17 protein-coding genes and 2 tRNA genes are annotated in these 19,157 nt (G+C 62.7%); 11 read left to right on the top strand and 8 right to left on the bottom strand.

Annotated elements, in window-relative coordinates:
- Positions 1–8: 8 nt before the first annotated feature.
- The 10 genes from thrS (at position 9) to ACT531_RS06720 (ending at position 8,709) form a co-directional block, all read left to right on the top strand.
- Positions 9–1,928, top strand: coding sequence for a threonine--tRNA ligase (thrS, locus tag ACT531_RS06765; protein ID WP_476016905.1), 1,920 nt, complete (start codon positions 9–11; stop codon positions 1,926–1,928).
- A gap of 80 nt (positions 1,929–2,008) precedes the next feature.
- Positions 2,009–2,617, top strand: a complete 609-nt coding sequence (infC, locus tag ACT531_RS06760) for a translation initiation factor IF-3 (protein ID WP_082753551.1) — start codon at positions 2,009–2,011, stop codon at positions 2,615–2,617.
- A 185-nt stretch (positions 2,618–2,802) separates the two neighbouring features.
- Complete coding sequence (gene rpmI / locus ACT531_RS06755) at positions 2,803–3,006, top strand: 50S ribosomal protein L35 (protein ID WP_005795135.1); 204 nt, start codon at positions 2,803–2,805, stop codon at positions 3,004–3,006.
- A 25-nt stretch (positions 3,007–3,031) separates the two neighbouring features.
- Entirely contained in the window at positions 3,032–3,391 is a 360-nt protein-coding gene (gene rplT, locus ACT531_RS06750) for a 50S ribosomal protein L20 (RefSeq protein ID WP_005795139.1), read from the top strand.
- Positions 3,392–3,599: 208 nt separating this feature from the next.
- Complete coding sequence (pheS, locus tag ACT531_RS06745; RefSeq protein ID WP_343734732.1) at positions 3,600–4,652, top strand: phenylalanine--tRNA ligase subunit alpha; 1,053 nt, start codon at positions 3,600–3,602, stop codon at positions 4,650–4,652.
- Between the two features lie 71 nt (positions 4,653–4,723).
- The gene (gene pheT / locus ACT531_RS06740) at positions 4,724–7,171 is read left to right on the top strand and encodes a phenylalanine--tRNA ligase subunit beta (protein ID WP_476016904.1); all 2,448 of its coding nucleotides are present in this window, start codon (positions 4,724–4,726) and stop codon (positions 7,169–7,171) included.
- A gap of 25 nt (positions 7,172–7,196) precedes the next feature.
- Positions 7,197–7,523, top strand: a complete 327-nt coding sequence (locus ACT531_RS06735; RefSeq protein ID WP_110961273.1) for an integration host factor subunit alpha — start codon at positions 7,197–7,199, stop codon at positions 7,521–7,523.
- 97 nt (positions 7,524–7,620) lie between these two features.
- A complete protein-coding gene (locus tag ACT531_RS06730) occupies positions 7,621–8,055 on the top strand; it encodes a MerR family transcriptional regulator (RefSeq protein ID WP_343734730.1) in 435 nt (144 codons plus the stop codon).
- A 30-nt stretch (positions 8,056–8,085) separates the two neighbouring features.
- Positions 8,086–8,162: transfer RNA gene (locus tag ACT531_RS06725), tRNA-Pro, on the top strand.
- 235 nt (positions 8,163–8,397) lie between these two features.
- Entirely contained in the window at positions 8,398–8,709 is a 312-nt protein-coding gene (locus tag ACT531_RS06720) for a single-stranded DNA-binding protein (protein ID WP_295942217.1), read from the top strand.
- A 76-nt stretch (positions 8,710–8,785) separates the two neighbouring features.
- Here ACT531_RS06720 and ACT531_RS06715 read toward each other — a convergent pair whose 3' ends face one another.
- The 7 genes from ACT531_RS06715 to ACT531_RS06685 form a co-directional block, all read right to left on the bottom strand.
- A complete protein-coding gene (locus ACT531_RS06715) occupies positions 8,786–9,253 on the bottom strand; it encodes a hypothetical protein (protein ID WP_476016903.1) in 468 nt (155 codons plus the stop codon).
- A 111-nt stretch (positions 9,254–9,364) separates the two neighbouring features.
- Positions 9,365–9,440: transfer RNA gene (locus ACT531_RS06710), tRNA-Thr, on the bottom strand.
- An 11-nt stretch (positions 9,441–9,451) separates the two neighbouring features.
- A complete protein-coding gene (locus tag ACT531_RS06705; RefSeq protein WP_063460605.1) occupies positions 9,452–10,459 on the bottom strand; it encodes a class 1 fructose-bisphosphatase in 1,008 nt (335 codons plus the stop codon).
- 23 nt (positions 10,460–10,482) lie between these two features.
- On the bottom strand, positions 10,483–13,239 hold the full coding sequence (gene pepN / locus ACT531_RS06700) for an aminopeptidase N (protein WP_476016902.1): 2,757 nt from the start codon (positions 13,237–13,239) through the stop codon (positions 10,483–10,485).
- A complete protein-coding gene (locus tag ACT531_RS06695) occupies positions 13,223–13,897 on the bottom strand; it encodes an HAD family hydrolase (RefSeq protein WP_043565428.1) in 675 nt (224 codons plus the stop codon). The genes pepN and ACT531_RS06695 overlap by 17 nt, the downstream gene beginning before the upstream one ends.
- Before the next feature lie 9 nt (positions 13,898–13,906).
- A protein-coding gene (prfB, locus tag ACT531_RS06690) for a peptide chain release factor 2 (protein ID WP_476016901.1) occupies positions 13,907–15,011 on the bottom strand; the annotation gives its coding sequence in 2 pieces (ribosomal slippage) (positions 13,907–14,929 and positions 14,931–15,011; 1,104 coding nt in all).
- Positions 15,012–15,495: 484 nt separating this feature from the next.
- Positions 15,496–16,404 (bottom strand): alpha/beta fold hydrolase, encoded by a 909-nt coding sequence (locus ACT531_RS06685; protein WP_476016900.1) that lies wholly within the window; start codon positions 16,402–16,404, stop codon positions 15,496–15,498.
- A gap of 157 nt (positions 16,405–16,561) precedes the next feature.
- On the opposite strand from ACT531_RS06685, the gene ACT531_RS06680 reads away from it, so the two are divergent.
- Complete coding sequence (locus ACT531_RS06680) at positions 16,562–17,623, top strand: aldo/keto reductase (RefSeq protein WP_476016899.1); 1,062 nt, start codon at positions 16,562–16,564, stop codon at positions 17,621–17,623.
- Between the two features lie 94 nt (positions 17,624–17,717).
- Here ACT531_RS06680 and ACT531_RS06675 read toward each other — a convergent pair whose 3' ends face one another.
- Positions 17,718–19,142, bottom strand: coding sequence for a M20 family metallopeptidase (locus ACT531_RS06675; protein ID WP_476016898.1), 1,425 nt, complete (start codon positions 19,140–19,142; stop codon positions 17,718–17,720).
- Positions 19,143–19,157 lie beyond the last annotated feature (15 nt).

Genomic DNA, 19,157 nt, shown 5'->3' with positions numbered 1-19,157 from the left:
TTGCTCCCATGATTCACATTACGCTTCCTGACGGTTCGCAGCGCGAGTTTCCAGGCCCCGTCACGGTGGCCGAGGTGGCCGCCTCCATTGGCGCTGGTCTGGCCAAAGCCGCTTTGGCGGGCAAGATCGGCGACAAGGTGGTGGACACCAGCTACCAGATCACGGCTGATAGCCCGCTGTCCATCGTGACGGCCAAGGATGCGGATGGCCTGGAGGTGATCCGCCACTCCACCGCCCACTTGCTGGCCTACGCGGTCAAGGAGCTGTTTCCTGATGCCCAGGTCACCATCGGTCCGGTGATCGAAAACGGCTTCTATTACGACTTTGCCTACAAGCGCCCCTTCACGCCCGAGGACTTGGTGGCCATCGAAAAGCGCATGGCCGAGCTGGCAGCCAAAGATGAGCCCGTGGTACGCCGCGTGTTGCCGCGCGACGAGGCCGTGGCGTATTTCAAGGGCTTGGGGGAGCACTACAAGGCCGAAATCATTGCCAGCATCCCCAGCAACGAAGACGTCAGTTTGTACCGCGAAGGCAATTTTGAAGACCTGTGCCGAGGCCCGCACGTGCCCAGCACCGGCAAGCTCAAGTTCTTCAAGCTGATGAAGGTGGCGGGTGCCTACTGGCGCGGTGACCACCGCAACGAAATGCTGCAGCGTGTCTACGGCACGGCCTGGGCCACCAAAGACGAGTTGCAGCAGTATTTGACGATGCTGGAGGAGGCTGAGAAGCGTGACCACCGCAAGCTCGGCCGTGAGCTGGACCTGTTCCATATCGACGAGCACTCGCCTGGTACGGTGTTCTGGCACCCCAAGGGCTGGACGGTGTGGCAGGAGGTCGAGCAGTACATGCGCCGCGTGTACCGCGAGAACGGCTACCAAGAGGTGAAGGGGCCACAAATCCTGGACCAGGGTCTGTGGGAGAAAACGGGCCACTGGGACAAATACCGCGAGAACATGTTTGTGACGGAGTCGGAAAAGCGCGACTATGCGCTCAAGCCGATGAACTGTCCTGGGCACATCATCATCTTCAAGCAAGGTATCAAGAGCTACCGCGACCTGCCGCTGCGGTTTGGCGAATTCGGCCAGTGCCACCGCAATGAGCCGACTGGAGGCCTGCACGGCATCATGCGCGTGCGTGCGTTCACGCAGGATGACGGCCATATCTTCTGTACCGAAGACCAGATCCAGTCAGAGGTGGTGGCGTTCACCACGTTGCTGCAAAAAGTCTACAAGGACTTTGGTTTCACGGACATCATCTACAAGCTGTCCACACGCCCCGAAAAGCGCATCGGCAGTGAGGAAAGTTGGGACCGCGCTGAAAATGCTCTGGCCGAGGGCTTGCGCGCGTCCGGTTGCGAGTTTGAGTACCTACCTGGCGAAGGCGCGTTCTACGGCCCTAAGATCGAGTACACGCTCAAGGACGCGCTGGGGCGACCATGGCAATGCGGCACGATTCAGGTCGATCCCAACATGCCCGAGCGCCTGGACGCTGAGTTTGTGGGCGAGGATGGTGGCCGCCATCGGCCCATCATGCTGCACCGTGCCATCGTGGGAAGCCTGGAGCGCTTCATCGGCATTCTGATCGAGCAGCATGCAGGCGCCTTGCCCACCTGGCTCGCTCCCGTGCAGGTTTCGGTGCTCAACATCACGGATGCGCAGTCCGATTACTGTCGTGAAATCGCAGCAAAACTGCAAAAAGCGCTGCCCAATCAAGGCCTTAGGGTGGCCCTGGATCTGCGTAACGAGAAGATTACGTATAAAATACGGGAGCATTCGATGCAAAAGCTGCCCTACATCCTCGTCGCAGGCGACAAGGAAAAGGCGGCGGGAGCCGTTGCAGTGCGAGCCCGAGGTAATCGTGATCTCGGCGTGATGTCGGTCGATGCGTTCATTGAATTGATCGCCAACGACATTGCTACCAAAGCCTGATTTTGTACAAAAAACTGCTTTGCCGCTCGTGGACTGTGCGGAAGTAGCTACTTTATTTGTAGTATTTTGATTCAAGGAAGATAGCCATCGCTACTGAATTTCGTGATCGTCGCCAGCGGGAAGAGCGCAAGCACCGCCTGAACCGTGAAATCATGGCCCCGGAAGTTCGTCTGTCCGGGCCTGACAACGAGCCCTTGGGTGTTGTCAGTCTCATGGAGGCCTTGCGGATGGCCGGTGAGCTGGACGTGGATCTGGTGGAAATCGCTGCCACGGCGAACCCACCGGTGTGCCGTCTCATGGACTACGGCAAGTTCAAGTACCAAGAGCAAAAGCGTGCGGCAGAAGCCAAAGCCAAGCAGACGGTCATTGAGATCAAGGAAGTCAAGTTCCGTCCCGGTACGGACGATGGCGACTACAACATCAAGATGCGCAACATTCGCCGCTTTTTGGCGGATGGTGATAAATGCAAAATCACGCTGCGGTTCCGCGGTCGCGAAATCACGCACCAGGAACTCGGTCTGGCTTTGCTGAACCGGATTCGTGACGAGCTGGCGGACAGCATCATCATCGAGCAGTTTCCCAAGCTGGAAGGCCGCCAGATGATCATGATGATTGCCCCCGGCAAGAAAAAGCCTGCGGCCAAGCCAGCGTCTGAAGGCGCTGCGCCAGCGGCAGGCCAGGCGGCATAAAGCTGCGGATCGGTATGAAGTTTTGAGCACTGCGCCCCTCAACAGGCGGAGTGCTTGAAAAGGTGGTGCCTTCGGGCATTGCCGAGCGGAAGGCGAAAGCCTTTCGATAAAAGTGGCTCGGGGCCAACAAGTTTGCAGATCGGTTTGCAAACGCCTCACGAGCACAATGAAAAAGGAGCATTCACATGCCCAAAATGAAGACCAAGAGCAGCGCGAAAAAACGTTTCCGCGTTCGTCCCGGTGGCACCGTCAAGCGCGGTCAAGCCTTCAAGCGTCACATCTTGACCAAGAAGACCACCAAGAACAAGCGCCACCTGCGTGGTGCAGTGAATGTGCATGAGACCAACATGGGCTCGATCGCACAAATGCTGCCCAGCGCTGGCCTTTAATAACTGACGAACAAGGAGTACATACATGCCTCGCGTCAAACGTGGTGTAACGGCCCGTGCCCGTCACAAGAAAGTTCTCGCCCTTGCCAAGGGTTTCCGTGGTCGCCGCGGTAATGTCTTCCGTATCGCCAAACAGGCGGTAATGAAGGCTGGGCAATATGCCTACCGTGACCGCCGCACCAAGAAGCGCGTGTTCCGCCAGTTGTGGATTGCCCGTATCAATGCCGCTGCCCGTGAACTGGGCCTGACCTACAGCCAGTTCGCCAACGGTCTGAAGAAGGCTTCCATCGAGATCGACCGCAAGATGCTGGCCGACCTCGCAGTGCACGACAAGGCTGCCTTTGGCAGCATCGTGGAGCAAGTCAAGGCCAAGCTGGCTGCTTGAGTTCACGATGAGTGGCTATCTTTTTGATAGCTGCTTGCGCAATAACAGCAAGGGCTAGGGCTTGTAAAGGCACTAGCCCTTGTTCATTTTCACGGGTCGATAAAAAACGACTTACGCAAAACAGGCTGCTGAGGCAAGACGCTTGCCACATGGCATATGCCAATGGCACTTGTGCATCCTTGTTTGCGTAAGTCATGAAAGAGTCGTTATGAACGAGTTGGATTCACTGGTTGAGAGCGCGACGCAACTGTTTGCTCAAAGCGCCACCCCTGCTGACCTCGAAAACGCCAAGGCGCAGTTTTTGGGCAAGTCGGGTCGCGTGACGGAGCTCATGAAGGGCATGGTTCAGCTGTCCGTCGAGGAAAAGAAATCCCGCGGTGCAGCCATCAACGTCGCCAAGCAGGCCATCGAAGCGGCGCTCACTGCGCGCCGCCAGGCGTTGGCCGATGCGGAACTGCAACTGCAGCTCAAGGCCGAAGCGCTGGACGTGAGTCTGCCAGGTCGCCAGCGAGGGCAAGGTGGGCTCCACCCCGTTTCGCTCACCCTCGAACGCATCCAGGGCATCTTCGGTTCCATGGGTTTTGATGTGGCCGAAGGCCCCGAGATCGAAACAGACTGGTTCAATTTCACCGCATTGAACACGCCGGAAGACCACCCTGCGCGGTCCATGCACGACACGTTCTACGTGGAAGGCGGCACCGCCACCGCACCCAACCTGCTGCGCACCCACACCAGCCCCATGCAGATCCGCCATGCGGTGCAGCACGTGAAGAAGCACCGCGCCGCGCTGGATGCCGGTCAGGCTATGCCCGAAATCCGCGTGATCGCTCCCGGCCGCACCTACCGCGTGGACAGCGACGCCACGCACTCGCCCATGTTCCACCAGTGCGAAGGCCTCTGGATCGGCGAGAACGTGAGCTTCAAGGACCTGAAGGTCATCTTCACGGATTTCTGCCGCGCGTTCTTCGAAAGCGATGACCTCGTGTTGCGCTTCCGTCCCAGCTTCTTCCCGTTCACGGAGCCCAGCGCCGAGATCGATATCCAGTTCCAGACGGGCCCGCTGGCGGGTCGTTGGCTGGAGGTGGCGGGTTCTGGCCAGGTGCACCCCAACGTGGTGCGCAACATGGGTCTCGATCCCGAGAAGTACATCGGCTTTGCGTTCGGCATGGGGCCAGACCGACTGACCATGCTGCGCTACGGCGTCAATGATCTGCGCCTGTTCTTTGACGGCGACATCCGTTTCCTGTCGCAGTTCCAGTAAAGCCCGCCGACTTCACGCAGCGCGCAGGGCCTGCCCTGCGCCGCGCACCTTCCGTACAAGAGTGTCCGACTATGCAATTTCCTGAATCCTGGTTGCGCGAGTTCTGCAACCCTCCCTTGACGACGGCCGAGCTGGCTGAAACGCTGACCATGGCGGGCCTCGAAGTAGAGGAGCTGCGTCCCGTAGCCCCACCGTTCACCAAGATCGTTGTGGGCGAGATCAAAGAAGCCGTCCAGCACCCTGATGCTGACCGCCTGCGTGTGTGCCAGGTGGACGTGGGGCGGGGCGCACTGCTCAACATCGTGTGCGGTGCGCCTAATGCCCGCGTGGGCATCAAGGTGCCATGCGCCCTGGTGGGCGCTGAATTGCCTCCGGGTGATGACGGCAAGCCGTTTCTCATCAAGGTGGGCAAGCTGCGCGGCGTGGAAAGCCAGGGCATGTTGTGCTCGGCGCGTGAGCTCAAGCTGTCAGAAGACCACGGCGGCCTCCTGGAGCTGGATGCTGGAGCGCCGGTGGGCCAAGACATCCGCGCGTACCTGAATCTGGACGACACGCTGTTCACGCTCAAGCTCACGCCCAATCTGGCGCATTGCCTGAGCGTCTATGGCATTGCACGCGAGGTGTCTGCACTGACGGGTGCACCGCTGCAAAGTCCCGCGTTCCCTGCGGTGGCTGCCAAGCTGGCAGACACGCTGCCGGTGAAGGTGAGCGCTCCCGATCTGTGCGGCCGCTTCTCGGGCCGTATCGTGCGCAACGTGAACACGCGCGCTGCCACGCCCCAGTGGATGCTGGATCGCCTAGCGCGCTGCGGCCAGCGTGGTGTGTCTCCGCTGGTGGATATCTCCAACTACGTGATGTTCGAGCTGGGGCGTCCGTCGCACATTTTTGATCTGGACAAGATCCATGGCGGGCTGGATGTGCGCTGGGGCAAGCCGGGCGAGCAGCTCAAGCTGCTCAATGGCAACACCATCACCGTGGACGACAAGGTGGGGGTGATCGCGGATGACAGCCAGGTGGAGTCCCTGGCAGGCATCATGGGCGGTGACGCCACGGCTGTGTCGGATGACACCAGGCACATCTACATCGAGGCCGCTTTTTGGTGGCCCAAGGCGGTGGCGGGCCGCTCGCGCCGGTTCAACTTTTCGACAGATGCCGGTCACCGGTTTGAGCGTGGCGTGGACCCGAGCCTCACGGTGGAGCACATCGAGCGCATCACCCAGCTGGTCATCGACATCTGCGGCACGCCCGACACCGCCTGCGGTCCCATGGATGATCAGGCCGTGAACCTGCCTGCGCCCCAGCCCGTCACGCTGCGCGTGGCGCGCGCCGCCAAGGTCATCGGCATGCCGCTGACCCAGGCGCAGTGCGCAGACGCCTTGCAGCGCCTGGGCCTGCCAGTGGTGCAGGGCGATGGCACGCTGACGGTCACGCCCCCATCGTTCCGTTTCGACATCACCATCGAGGAAGACCTGATCGAAGAGGTCGCCCGCATGGTGGGTTACAACAACCTGCCGACCACTCCGCCTTTGGCCCCCATCACGCCCAAGCTGGCGCTAGAGGCTACCCGCAGCCCGTTTGCGGTGCGCCGATCGCTGGCAGCGCTGGGCTATCAGGAAACGATCAATTTCAGCTTTGTGGAAGAGCGGTGGGAGCATGAGCTGGCTGCCAATCGCCAGCCCATCAAGCTGCTGAACCCGATTGCCAGCCAGATGAGCGTGATGCGATCGACTTTATTGGGTTCTTTGCTACAAGTTTTGAAGTTCAACCTCGATCGCAAGGCCGAGCGGGTGCGTGTTTTTGAACTGGGCCGCGTGTTCCTGCGGGACGGCAGTGTGCGCAATACCGACACCACGGTGGAAGGTTTCCACCAGCCCATGCGTGTGTCCGGTCTCGCCTATGGTCCGAACGACATGCTGCAGTGGGGGCGCAAAGAGCAGGCCATCGATTTCTTCGATGTGAAGGGCGACGTGGAGGCCCTGCTGGCCCCTCTGCGCGCAACGTTCGAACCCGGCAACCACCCAGCGATGCACCCCGGCCGCTGCGCGCGCGTTCTGGTCGCTGGTCGCGCGATTGGTTTTGTGGGCGAACTGCATCCGCAATGGCGTCAGTCGTGGGACCTGCCCCAGGCGCCTGTGATGTTCGAGCTGGAGCTGGACGCTGTACTGCAACGTGTGGTGCCACAGTTCAAGCCCGTGACCAAACACCAGGCGGTCGAGCGCGATCTGGCCGTGGTGGTGGCCGAGCGTGTGACCCACGCCGACATCATGGGCGCGGTCGAGCAGGCTGTTCCCGGCGGCATGCTGCGCTCTGCGGTGCTGTTCGATGTGTACCGGCCCAAGGCGCTGCGTGCTGGCGAAGAGGCACCTGCAGGGGGCTTGGCACCCGGTGAAAAAAGCCTGGCTGTGCGCCTCACCCTCGGCCGCGACGAAGCCACGCTCACCGAGGCGGAAATCGACGCCGCAGTGCAGTCCGTGATAACGCAGCTGACGCAGCGCACAGGCGCTCGTCTGCGGGTGTGACGATGTCCAAGGGGAGTGACCAACCATGATCGAATTTGCAGTCGAAAGCCTGGAGACACCGGCACTGACCAAGGCGCAGTTGGCAGATCTGTTGTTCGATCAGATCGGCCTGAACAAGCGCGAATCCAAGGACATGATTGACGCCTTTTTCGACCTGATCGCCCAGAGCCTGGTCGAGGGCAAGGACGTCAAGCTCTCGGGCTTTGGCAACTTTCAGATTCGGACCAAGGCACCCCGTCCCGGGCGCAATCCGCGCACGGGAGAGGCCATTCCCATCAAGGCGCGCCGTGTGGTGACCTTCCACGCCAGCAGCAAGCTCAAGGAGCAGATCCAGACGGCGGCTGCTGCGTGAATTTGTGCTGTTTTTGTTGCCAAGATGTTCTTGGTGGCTGGCGGTGCAGGCTGGTCTGCAGTACGCTTGAAAGCTTTCCCGTTTGAACCTGCATCTCATGGGCACCACCCTCCCTTCCATTCCCGCCAAGCGATACTTCACGATTGGTGAGGTCGCGGAGCTGTGCGGCGTCAAGCCGCATGTGTTGCGCTACTGGGAGCAGGAGTTCACGCAGTTGCGCCCGATGAAGCGGCGCGGCAACCGCCGCTACTACCAGCACCATGAGGTGCTGATGATTCGCCGGATTCGTGATCTGCTGTACGACCAAGGCTTCACCATCAGTGGGGCGCGCAATCGCCTGCAAGAGCTTGCCCATCCGGTGCGGGATGGAGGGGGGGGCGACGAGGTTTCCGTGGCGCAAGATACCGAGCTGCCCAGCATGCTGGTGGACAGCACGCGCGACCTTTCCATCGTTGCTGCAGGCTTTTCTCTGGACTCCAACGCAGTGCGCCAAGAATTATTTGAAATTCGTGCGCTACTTTCTCTGAACTGAGCTTTTTTCTGCATATAATCTAAGTCTTGTCGGCGTGTAGCGCAGCCTGGTAGCGCACTTGCATGGGGTGCAAGGGGTCGCGAGTTCGAATCCCGCCACGCCGACCATTGTTAGCAAAAGCCCAGAACCGAAAGGTTCTGGGCTTTTTTGCTTTTGTCGCTTCGGGCTTTCTTTGCATCACCGCTGGCGCTGGAAGGTCGGCCCTCCGGATTCACACTGGCGCCTCTGTGTTCTGAAGGCGGCGAAATCAAGAGCCCGTGGTGGCTATGCCAGCCGGACGGCGGCGAAGGATGGCTACTAAGGCATAACAGCCCAGCGCCCCGTGATGGGCAAGGAGACCTCATGATTGATGGCTTGGTAGCCGGACGGCTATATGGTGAGGCGGAGCGCCGCACGGACAAGGCGGGCAAGGCTTACAGCCTGGCGAAGGTCAGGGCCAGTACTGCAGAAGGCGAAGTGCTGTTCGTCAACGTCATCGCCTTTGATGACGATCTGTGCGCGTCCCTGCATCGATTGCGCGATGGTGATTCCGTGGCGCTTTCTGGCAGCTTGAATCCCCGTGTGTGGACAGACAAGCAGGGCAATGCAAGGCCCGCACTGGATATGGTGGCGCACCGCCTGATCAGCATGCCGATCTCAGACGCTGAACAATAGGGGCGCCGCGCTCCGCCGGCGACGTGTGGTGACTTATAGGCGGGATGAATGCCTGCGTAGGCGGCAGGCTTGAGGCCTAGCTGGCCTTTCGGGCATTGCCCGAAGGATTGGGGGCAAAACCCAAGGCTTTGAGCTCATCCTCGCTCATGTGCAGTTCGGTCAATTCGGGCTGACGCGCCTCAATGGCTCGCCTCCGTTCGAAATTGGTGGGTGGACCTTTTTCTTCCTGGCGGCGATCCTTGCCGCTGCGGCGGTCCATGCTGCCTCTGCGTTCGACACTCATGATGATGCTGCTGGTGGTAGTTGGAGTGAGGGGATTGCGTACGCAGCCGGCCGCCAACGGATGGGCCATCTTTGGGCGCCGACTGAGGCGCACAGTCTGCATCAGTTGCTGGCGTTTGCAAACATCCAAGGTGCCATCCTCGCTCTGCATCTGGCGCAAGAAACGATTGTTGACGAAGGCGGGTGCCTGTCGTGGGGGGGGCTTGTTGCTGGCCGATGCCTTGCCGCCGCAATGGCCGTTTTGGAGGGCATCGGCCACCATCCCATGGTCTCGGCTATGGTCGGGGAGCCTGCGATGCAGTGGGTCGATTTCTTGACCTTTCGAGGCCGCCAAGAAAAAAGCCCTGACTCTTGGGAATCAGGGCTTTTTATTTGGTGCCGGAGAGATGAATCGAACACCCGACCTTCTCATTACGAATGAGCTGCTCTACCGACTGAGCTACACCGGCTTAGCCTTGAATTATAGCGTGGAATGGTAGCTGGTCACGCGTTCGACTTCATTTTTTGAGCCGAGGATCACGCTGACACGCTCGTGCAACTGCGTGGGCTGGATGTCGAGGATGCGTTGCTTGCCGTTGGTGGCAGCGCCACCGGCTTGTTCGACCAGCCAGCCCATGGGGTTGGCCTCGTACATCAGGCGCAGCTTGCCGGGCTTGTTGGGTTCGCGCTTGTCCCAGGGGTACATGAAGACACCACCACGGGTCAGGATGCGGTGCACGTCTGCCACCATGCTGGCAATCCACCGCATGTTGAAGTCCTTGCCGCGCGGGCCTTCCTTGCCCTGCAGGCATTCGTCGATGTAGCGCTTCACGGGCTCGTCCCAGTGGCGCATGTTGCTCATGTTGATCGCGAATTCCTTGGTGTCTTCGGGAATGCGGATGTTCTCTTCGGTCAGCACGAAGGAGCCTTGTTCGCGGTCCAGCGTGAACATCGCCACGCCGTCGCCCACAGTGAGCACCAGCGTGGTTTGCGGGCCGTAGATGCAGTAGCCTGCGGCCACTTGCTGCGTGCCGGGCTGGAGGAAGTCGCCTTCCTCCACGCCCCGATCACCGTCGGGCTTCTTCAGCACGCTGAAGATGGTGCCGATGCTCACGTTCACATCGATGTTGCTGGAGCCGTCCAGGGGGTCGAACAGCAGCAGGTATTCACCTTGCGGGTAGCGGTTGGGCACCAGATAGATGCCGTCCATTTCTTCGGACGCCATGGCCGCCAGGTGGCCGCCCCATTCGTTGGCTTCGATCAGCACCTCGTTGGCGATGATGTCGAGCTTTTTCTGGATCTCGCCCTGCACGTTTTCGCTGCTGGCCGTACCCAGCACGCCGCCCAGCGCACCTTTGTTCACGGCGTGGCTGATGCTTTTGCAAGCGCGGGCCACCACTTCGAGCAGCAGGCGCAATTGCGAGGGGATGAGGCCGTCCACCCGTTGCTGCTCAACGAGGTAGCGGGTCAGGCTGATGCTTTTTGCCATGTCAGTCTCTTCTCGGTCGTGGTTTATTCGGCGAGCGCGCGGGTCACCACCTCGCGCACATCGTTGGACAGGTCGGGCTTGGCGGCGACGCGGGCGATGGCCTCGCGGGCGGCGCTGCGCCACGGGTCTGCCAGCTTCTTCCAGCGGTCGAGCGCACGCGCAAGGCGCGCGGCAACCTGTGGGTTGATGGCGTCCAGCTCGATGACGCGGTCGCTCCAGAACACGTAGCCCGCTGCGTCCGACCGGTGGAACGCGCCGGGGTTGGCACTGCAGTAGCTGAAGATCACACTGCGTGCGCGGTTCGGGTTCTTGAGGCTGAAGTCCGGGTGCGACATGAGTTGGCGCACGGCGGGCAATACGTTGCCGCCACGGTCCGGGGCGCCAGCTTGCAATGCAAACCACTTGTCGATGACCAGCGGCTCGTCCTTGAACATGGCGTGAAAGCGTGCCAGGGCAGGGGCGGCCAGCTCGCTGCCGCTGGCTACCAGGGCGGTCAGGGCGTTGAAGCGGTCCGTCATGTTGCCGGCCACCTTGAAGCGCTGGTATGCCTTGCCGGGCCACACCACATCGCCGGTCTTCTGCGCGGCAATGCACAGCATGTGGAGCGCCAGGCCGCTGAGCGCGCGGCGGCCGGAGGAGACGGGGTCGGGGCGGTAGCCGCCGGTGTCCTGGTTCTGCTCCCAGGCAGTTTCCCAGTCGGCCTGCAGTGCTAGCGCCAGCTCTTCGCGCATGGCTTCGCGTACCGCGTGGATGCGCTGAGGGTCCACTACCTCCAGCTGCTCGGCGATGTAGGTTTCGGAGGGCAGCGTGAGCACCAGCTCCTTGAATGCGGCATCCAGGGCCGGGTTGCGCAGCACGCTGCGCATGGCTTCCACAAACTCTGCAGACAGGATGGCTTGGTCAAATCGGCCGTTAGCGCTGGTTTTATATGTCTCGTCAGCTATTGTATTGATAGCAATCCGCAGTGCCAGGCGCTGTCCTGCTTCCCAGCGGTTGAAGGCGTCGGCATCGTGCGCCAGCAGGGTGAGCAACTGCGCGTCGGTGTAGTCGATGTCCAGCACCACGGGCGCGCTGAAGCCGCGCAGCAGCGAGGGCACGGGTTCGGCATCCAGGTTGGTGAAGGTCAGGGTCTGCGATGCTTCGGTGAGCACCACCACGCGCGAGGTGGCGTGGGTAGCACCTTCTGCAGCGCCTTCGCCCGCAAGGTGCAAGGGCAGGGCGGCACCGGTGGTGGCGTCGATCAGGCCTAGCTCCACTGGGATGACGAAGGGCAGCTTCTCACTTTGGCCGGGCGTAGCCGCGCAGCTTTGCGACAGCGTGAGCGCATAGCAGCGTGTGGCGGCGTCGTAGCGGCCCGTGGCGCGCACGCGGGGTGTGCCGGCCTGGCTGTACCAGCGCTTGAACTGGGGCAGGTGCTGCGCCAGCGGGCTGCCCGGGTTGGCATTGGCAATGGCCTGCACAAAGTCATCGCAGGTCACGGCCTGGCCGTCGTGGCGTTCGAAGTACAGCTTCATGCCCTTGGCAAAGCCTTCGCGGCCCACCAGGTTGTGCTGCATGCGCACCACCTCGGCACCCTTTTCGTAGATGGTGACGGTGTAGAAGTTATTGATCTCGACGTAGCTGTCGGGCCGCACCGGGTGGGCCATGGGGCCCGCGTCTTCGGGGAACTGGGCGGTGCGCAGCACGCGCACATCCTCGATGCGCTTGACGGCGCGGGCCGAGGGGCTGCCCGCGAGGTCCATGCTGAACTCCTGGTCGCGGAAGACGGTAAGGCCCTCCTTCAGGCTCAGCTGAAACCAGTCACGGCAGGTGACGCGGTTGCCGGTCCAGTTGTGGAAGTACTCGTGGCCGACCACGCTTTCAATGTTGGCAAAGTCGGTGTCGGTGGCGGTGGATTCGCTGGCCAGAACGTACTTCGTGTTGAAGATGTTCAGGCCCTTGTTCTCCATGGCGCCCATGTTGAAGTCGCTGGTGGCGACGATCATGAAGCGCTCCAGGTCCAGCGGCAGGCCGAAGCGGGCTTCGTCCCAGGCCACGCTGTACATCAGCGAGTTCATGGCATGTTCGGTCTTGCCCAAGTCGCCCGGACGCACGTAGACCTGGAGCAGGTGGTCGGTGCCCGAGCGGCTCTTGATCTTCTGCTCGCGGGCCACCAGCTTGCCCGCAACCAGAGCGAACAGGTAGCAGGGCTTCTTGTGCGGGTCGACCCACTTCGCAAAGTGGCGGCCGTCTTCCAGGTCGCCACTGTCCACCAGATTGCCGTTGCTCAGCAGCACCGGGTACTGGGCCTTGTCGGCGCGCAGTGTGACGGTGTAGCTGGCCATCACATCGGGCCGGTCCAGGAAGTAGGTGATGCGGCGGAAGCCCTCGGCCTCGCACTGCGTGAAGAAGGTGCCTTGGCTCACGTACAGGCCCATGAGCTGCGTGTTCTTGGCGGGGCAGCAGGTGGTGAAGATCTCCAGCGCGAAGGGCTCGGAGCCTTCGGGCAGGTTCTCCAGCACCAGGCGGGTGCCTTCCATCTTGAACGATGTGCCCTGGCCGTTGACCAGCACGCGCGCCAGGTTCAGGTCGTCACCGTCGAGCTTGAGCGGCTGCGCGGCCACGTCGGGATTGCGACGCAGCGTCATGCGGTTGAGCACGCGCGTCTTGGCCGGGTCCAGGTCGAAGGTCAGCTCGACGCTGTCGATCCAGTAGGCGGGGGCGGTGTAGTCCTCGCGGCGGATGGCGATGGCCGGGGCCGCGCCGTCTCCGCTTCCGTCGGCTTTATGCAGTTGCAACATGGATGCTCTCCAGAAAGTCGGTGTTCATGAGTTCGGTGTAGTCGCGCACGGCGGCCAGCACATGGGGCCCGGCCAGTTGTTCGGGCGTGTGGGTGCTGCAGATGGCCACGGCGCGCATGCCTGCGCGGCGTGCGGCCTCGATGCCAAAGGGTGCATCTTCAAAAACGATGCAGTGCGCCGGGTCGGCTGCAATGCGGCGCGCGGCTTCGAGAAAAATGGCGGGCTGGGGCTTGCCAGGCAGGCCCTCGTCGCCGCGCACGATGGCCTGCGGCGCGGGCTCCAGGCCGAGGTGGCCCAGGGCGAATTCCACGTTGCCAATGTCGCCCGCCGTGCCCACGGCCACCTTGAGGCCACGGGCACGCACCTGCGCCGCGAACTGGCGAAACCCGGCCACTTCGGAGAAGCGTGGGGCGAATAGCTCGCGGTAGATGGTTTCTTTTTCGTGCGTGAGCGCGTCGGCCTCGTCCTGCGACACAGGGCGGCCCAGCAGTTCCACGATGCACTCGGTGCCATTGCGGCCCGTGGTGCGCGCCATGAGGTCGGGCACGTCGATGTCCATGCCCCGGCGGCGAGCAAACTCGACCCATGCCTGGGCGTGCCAGGGCATCGAGTCGATCATGGTGCCGTCCATGTCGAAGATGATGGCGTCGGTGCGCATCCGCATCGCTCAGACGCCTTGCTTCAACGAAGCTTCGATGAAGGCGTCCAGGTCGCCGTCCAGCACCTTTTGCGTGGCCGAGATTTCGACGTTGGTGCGCAGGTCCTTGATGCGGCTGTTGTCCAGCACGTAGCTGCGGATCTGGTGGCCCCAGCCCACATCGGTCTTGGTGTCTTCCAGCTTTTGCTGCTCTTCCATGCGCTTGCGCATTTCGAAGTCATACAGGCGGCTGCGCAGGCGCTGCCACGCCACGTCGCGGTTGCTGTGCTGGCTGCGGCCGTCCTGGCACTGCACCACGATGCCGGTGGGAATGTGCGTCAGGCGCACGGCCGAGTCGGTCTTGTTGATGTGCTGGCCGCCCGCGCCCGATGCGCGGAAGGTGTCGGTGCGCACGTCGGCCGGGTTGATGTTGATCTCGATGGAGTCGTCGATCTCGGGGTAGACGAACAGCGACGCAAACGAAGTGTGGCGGCCGCCGGAGCTGTCGAACGGGCTCTTGCGCACCAGGCGGTGCACTCCGGTTTCGGTGCGCAGCAGGCCGAAGGCGTATTCACCCTCGATCTTGATCGTGGCGCTCTTGATGCCGGCCACGTCGCCCGGGGTTTCTTCTTCGACCGTGGCCTTGAAGCCCTTGCGCTCGGCGTACTTGAGGTACTGGCGCAGCAGCATGCTGGCCCAGTCGCAGGCCTCGGTGCCACCGGCGCCGGCCTGGATGTCCACAAAGCAGTTGAGCGGGTCGGCCTCATTGCGGAACATGCGGCGGAACTCCAGCTCCTCGATCAGCGGCTTGAGCTTGGCGGCCTCGGCCTCGATGGTGATGAGGCCGGCCTCGTCGCCTTCCTCCTTGCTCATCTCGTACAGCTCGGCGTTGTCGGCCAGCTCACGGGTGAGCTTGTCGAGCGTCACCACCACGCTGGAGAGCGACTTCTGTTCCTTGCCCAGCTCCTGGGCCTTCTTGGGGTCGTTCCAGACCGCGGGGTCTTCCAGCGATGCGTTTACCGTGCGCAGGCGTTCGAACTTGGCATCGAAGTCAAAGATACCTCCGTAACTCAGCGGTGCGCTGAGCCAGGTCTTCGAGGGTGGTGCCGATGAGGTTGATGCGTTCTGCGTCCATGATTCTTGTCCTGCGTGTTCTGTGGAATAACCCGCGATTTTCTCATGGGAAGGATAAGAGCCTGTTCAAAGTCTTTTTGGAGTCTCACAAGTCCCTTGCCGGGATGGGATGCAAGGCGCGGTGCGCCGTGGATAGCTCGGCTATCCACAAGCGCCGCAACGCAGCAAACCGCCCGGCAAGGCACTTGCCCGAAGGGTTGGAGCGAAATCGGGCCGATGAACTTGGAGTGTTGGCGCCCCGGCTGCTTGCATGGGCATGAGCCCATGCGGCGCATCCGAAGCATCCACTCATCCCGATTGCGCTCCAATGCGATCTCCAAAAGACTTTGAACAGGCTCTAAGTGCCCCGGCAATGCCCTTTGCGCGGGGCGGTCGCTGCAGCGGCGCGTGGAGCCCGGCGGGCAATCTGCCGGGTGAATATCAAAAATGATAGCTGCTCAGGCAATATCCACTAGCGCTTGGAGGCGCTAGGGCGTCAAATTGCCTCAGGCAGCATCCAAAAACGCTTCGATCAGCTGCGCCACCTGCTCGGGCTGATCGTGGTGCAGCATGTGGCCTGCGTCTTGCACAACGGCCGTGCTGCAGGTGCGCACATGGGTCAGGCGCTGGTGGTATTCGTCCAGGGTGTACCGGCCGTTCCACCACTGGCCCAGGCTGTCGCCGCTGGCCTCGATGGCCAGCACGGGTGCGGTTATGCGTTCGTAGATGGCCAGCGCCTCGTCCGCGCGGTACAGCTGCGCGCTGGTGATCTTGTGGGCGGGGTCGCCCAGGATTTCCCACTGTCCCTGAGCGTTGGGCCGCGCCCAGTGCTGGGCCAGCCATTGGGCCTTGTCTTCGGACAGGCGGGGGTTGGTCTTCATCAGGCGGTGGGCCACACCGTCGGCGCTGTCATAGGTCTTGAGTTCCTTGGTGCCCTGGTGCAGCTGCTTGATTTCGTCGATCCATTGCGCGTAGCGCGTGGGCGCCTGCGCGGGGCGTGTGGCGGGCAGGCCAAAGCCTTCGAGGTTGACAAGCTTGCGCACCCGCTCGGGCCGCACGCCGCCATACATCATGGCCACGTTGCCGCCCATGCTGTGGCCCACCAGGTCGATGGCTTCGCCGGGCGCGTAGTGGTCCAGCAGCAGGTCCAGGTCGGCCAGGTAGTCGGCAAACACATAGTGGTCCACCGGTGCCCCGGTGGTCAGGCCGAAGCCGCGCCAGTCCGGCGCGATGATGCGGCGCGGCTGGCGCAGCGCATCCACCGTGAACTGGTAGGAGGCACTGACGTCCATCCAGCCGTGCAGGAGCACCAGCGTGGGCAGGTCGCTGTGCTCTGGGCCCCAGTGGCGGACGTGGTAGTTGAGGTGCCGCAGCGCCAGTGTGCTGCTGCGCGAAGGGGTGAGAACTTGGTACATGCTGTGCCAATGTTACGTTGCCGCCGCGCTGGCGGGGCGCCCTGCGGTGTCACCAAGGAGTCCGGCGCCCGGCAGGTTTTGGCGATCGCTTGTACCATCGTCAGCCGGGGTCGCAGTAGGCCCTGTTTCCTTTTCCACCATCTGGAGCCTTCACCGCATGAACACCGTCCGCTTGGGTCAGAGTGACCTGCTTGTCACCCCCATTTGCCTGGGCACCATGACCTTCGGCGAGCAGGTCAATGAGGCCGACTCGCATGCCATCCTGAGCCAGTCGCTTGCGCGCGGCGTGAACTTCATCGACACGGCCGAGATGTACGCTGTGCCCGCCCGGGCCGAGACCTTTGGCGCGACTGAAACCATCATCGGCAACTGGTTTGCCAAGAACCCCGGCGCGCGCCAGAAGCTGGTGGTGGCCACCAAGGTGGCGGGCCCATCGCGCGGCATGCCCTGGGTGCGCGAGGGCAAGGGCATGACGGCGGCCGATATCGTGGCGTCGTGCGAAGGCAGCCTGCGCCGCCTGCAGACCGATGTGATCGACCTCTACCAGATCCACTGGCCCGAGCGCCATGTGCCCGCGTTTGGCAATCTGTATTACGACCCCGCCAAGGAAACGTCGCAAACCCCCATCCGCGAGCAGCTGGAAGCGCTGGCCGGGCTGGTGAAGGCGGGCAAGGTGCGCTACATCGGCCTGTCCAACGAAACCCCTTTTGGCGTGCACGAGTTCGTGCGTCTGGCCGAGCAGCATGGCCTGCCGCGTGTCGCCACCGTGCAGAACCCGTACTGCCTCATCAACCGCACCTGGGAAAACGGGCTGGATGAAACCTGCCACCGCCTGGATGTGTCGCTGCTGGCCTATTCGCCCCTGGGCTTTGGCCTGCTGACCGGCAAGTACGACGAAAGCGGCATCACCGGACCCAATGCCCCGCAGGGCGCGCGCATTGCATCGTATGAATCCGTGCGCAAACAGCGCTGGGGCCGCCCCGAGGCGCTGGAGGCATCGCGCCGCTACAACGCGCTGGCCCGCGCCAACGGCATGACGCCTACCCAGATGGCGCTGGCGTTCTGCTACACCAAGTGGCAGGTGGCCAGCACCATCATCGGCGTGACGTCGGTGGCGCAGCTGGAGGAAGACCTGAATGCCTGGGGTACGACTCTCTCGCCCGAGGTGCTGAAGGCCATCGACGTGATCCGCTGGGAGCTGCGCGACCCTGCTTTGTGACCGAGGCAGGGCATGGCCCTGTGACTCTGCAAGAGCAAAACAAAGGGGCCCAGCAGAGCCCCTTTGTTTATTGACGAATCGTCGGGCACAGCCGTCAGGCCGTCGCCTCTTGCCGGGCGGTGCGCCCTTCCGTCCACGGCGTCCCTTGGGGCTCGCCCAGGTCCCAGAACAACCCGGCCATCACCGCCAAACCTTCGCGGGCCACGGGTGCCAGCAAATGCTCGTTGGGCGCATGTTGGGCGCAGGCAGGGTACGAGTGGGGCACCCACAGCGTGGGCAGGCCCAGCTGGTCGGCAAAGATGTCGTTGGGCAGCGAGCCTGCCAGGTTGGGCAGCAGCGTGGCCGGCTGACCGGCGCTGGCCTGCAGCGAGGCCATCGTCCAGTCCACCCAGGGGTTGTGCAGATCGAGCCGCGTGGCGCCGCAGTGCATGCCCATGGTGATTTCGACTTGGTTGAAGCCATGCGCGTCCAGGTGCTCGCGCAGCGTGGCCTGCACGTTCTGCCAATCGGTGCCCACCACAAAGCGCAGCTGGCAATGCGCTACGGCCTGTGCAGGGATGGCATTGATGGGCCGCTGCGCGTTGCCCGCGCCCAGCGCCAGCAGTTCCAGCGTGTTCCAGCCCACCAGCTGCTCGGCTGGGGTGAGGCCGGGCTCGCCCCAGCCGGGGGTGAGCGCGGGGTCATCGGCTCCGGTGCCAATCACCACGTCTTTGAGGGCAGTGCGCAGCTTGTCGGGCACCGCAGGTGGCAGCAGTCCTTTGACGAGGATGCGACCCTTGGCATCCACCAGCGTGGCCAGTGCGTGCGTGAGCACCGTGGCCGGGTTGGCCAGCACGCCGCCCCAGTTGCCCGAGTGATAGGCCTTGTCGCGGCTGCGCACGGCGAGCGAGAAATTGATCGCACCGCGCGACCCCAGAAAGAGGGTGGGGTGGCCCGCATTCACACGGGGGCCGTCGCTGGCCACGAACAGGTCGGCCTTCAATGCATCGCGGTGTTGCTCGCAGAAGGCGGCCAGGCCGGGCGAGCCTGCCTCTTCGCCCATCTCCATGAGCAGCGTCACGTTGTAGCCCAGGCGGCCGCCCCGGGCCTCGATGGTGTGGGCCAGTGCGGCCAGGCTCACGGTGTGCTGGCCTTTGTTATCGGCCGCGCCCCGGCCGTACCAGCGCTCGCCTTCTATGGTCAGCTCCCAGGGCGAAAGGCCCTCGCGCCATTGCGCGTCCTGCCCGTTGACCACGTCGCCGTGGCCGTAGGTGAGCACGGTGGGCAGCGCAGGGTCTTCAACGCGGCGTGCCACCAAGAAGGGGCCGCCTTGCGGCGAGGGGTTGTCGAGCACCTCGCACTCAAAACCCAGAGGCGTGAGCCAGGGCACCATTTCGTCGGTGAGGTAGGCGCGCAGTTCGGGCGGCACCTTGCCGGTGTCGCTTTCGGTGCACCAGGCCACACGGCGGCGCAGGTCGGTGGCAAAGCGGCCTTCGTCAAAGTAGCGCTGGACGTTTTGAATGAGCTGTTGGCGGTTCATCGTGCAGGTCCTGTT

This window comes from Acidovorax sp. DMC1, from assembly GCF_056314325.1.
This window is presented reverse-complemented; position numbering and strand designations above follow the sequence as displayed.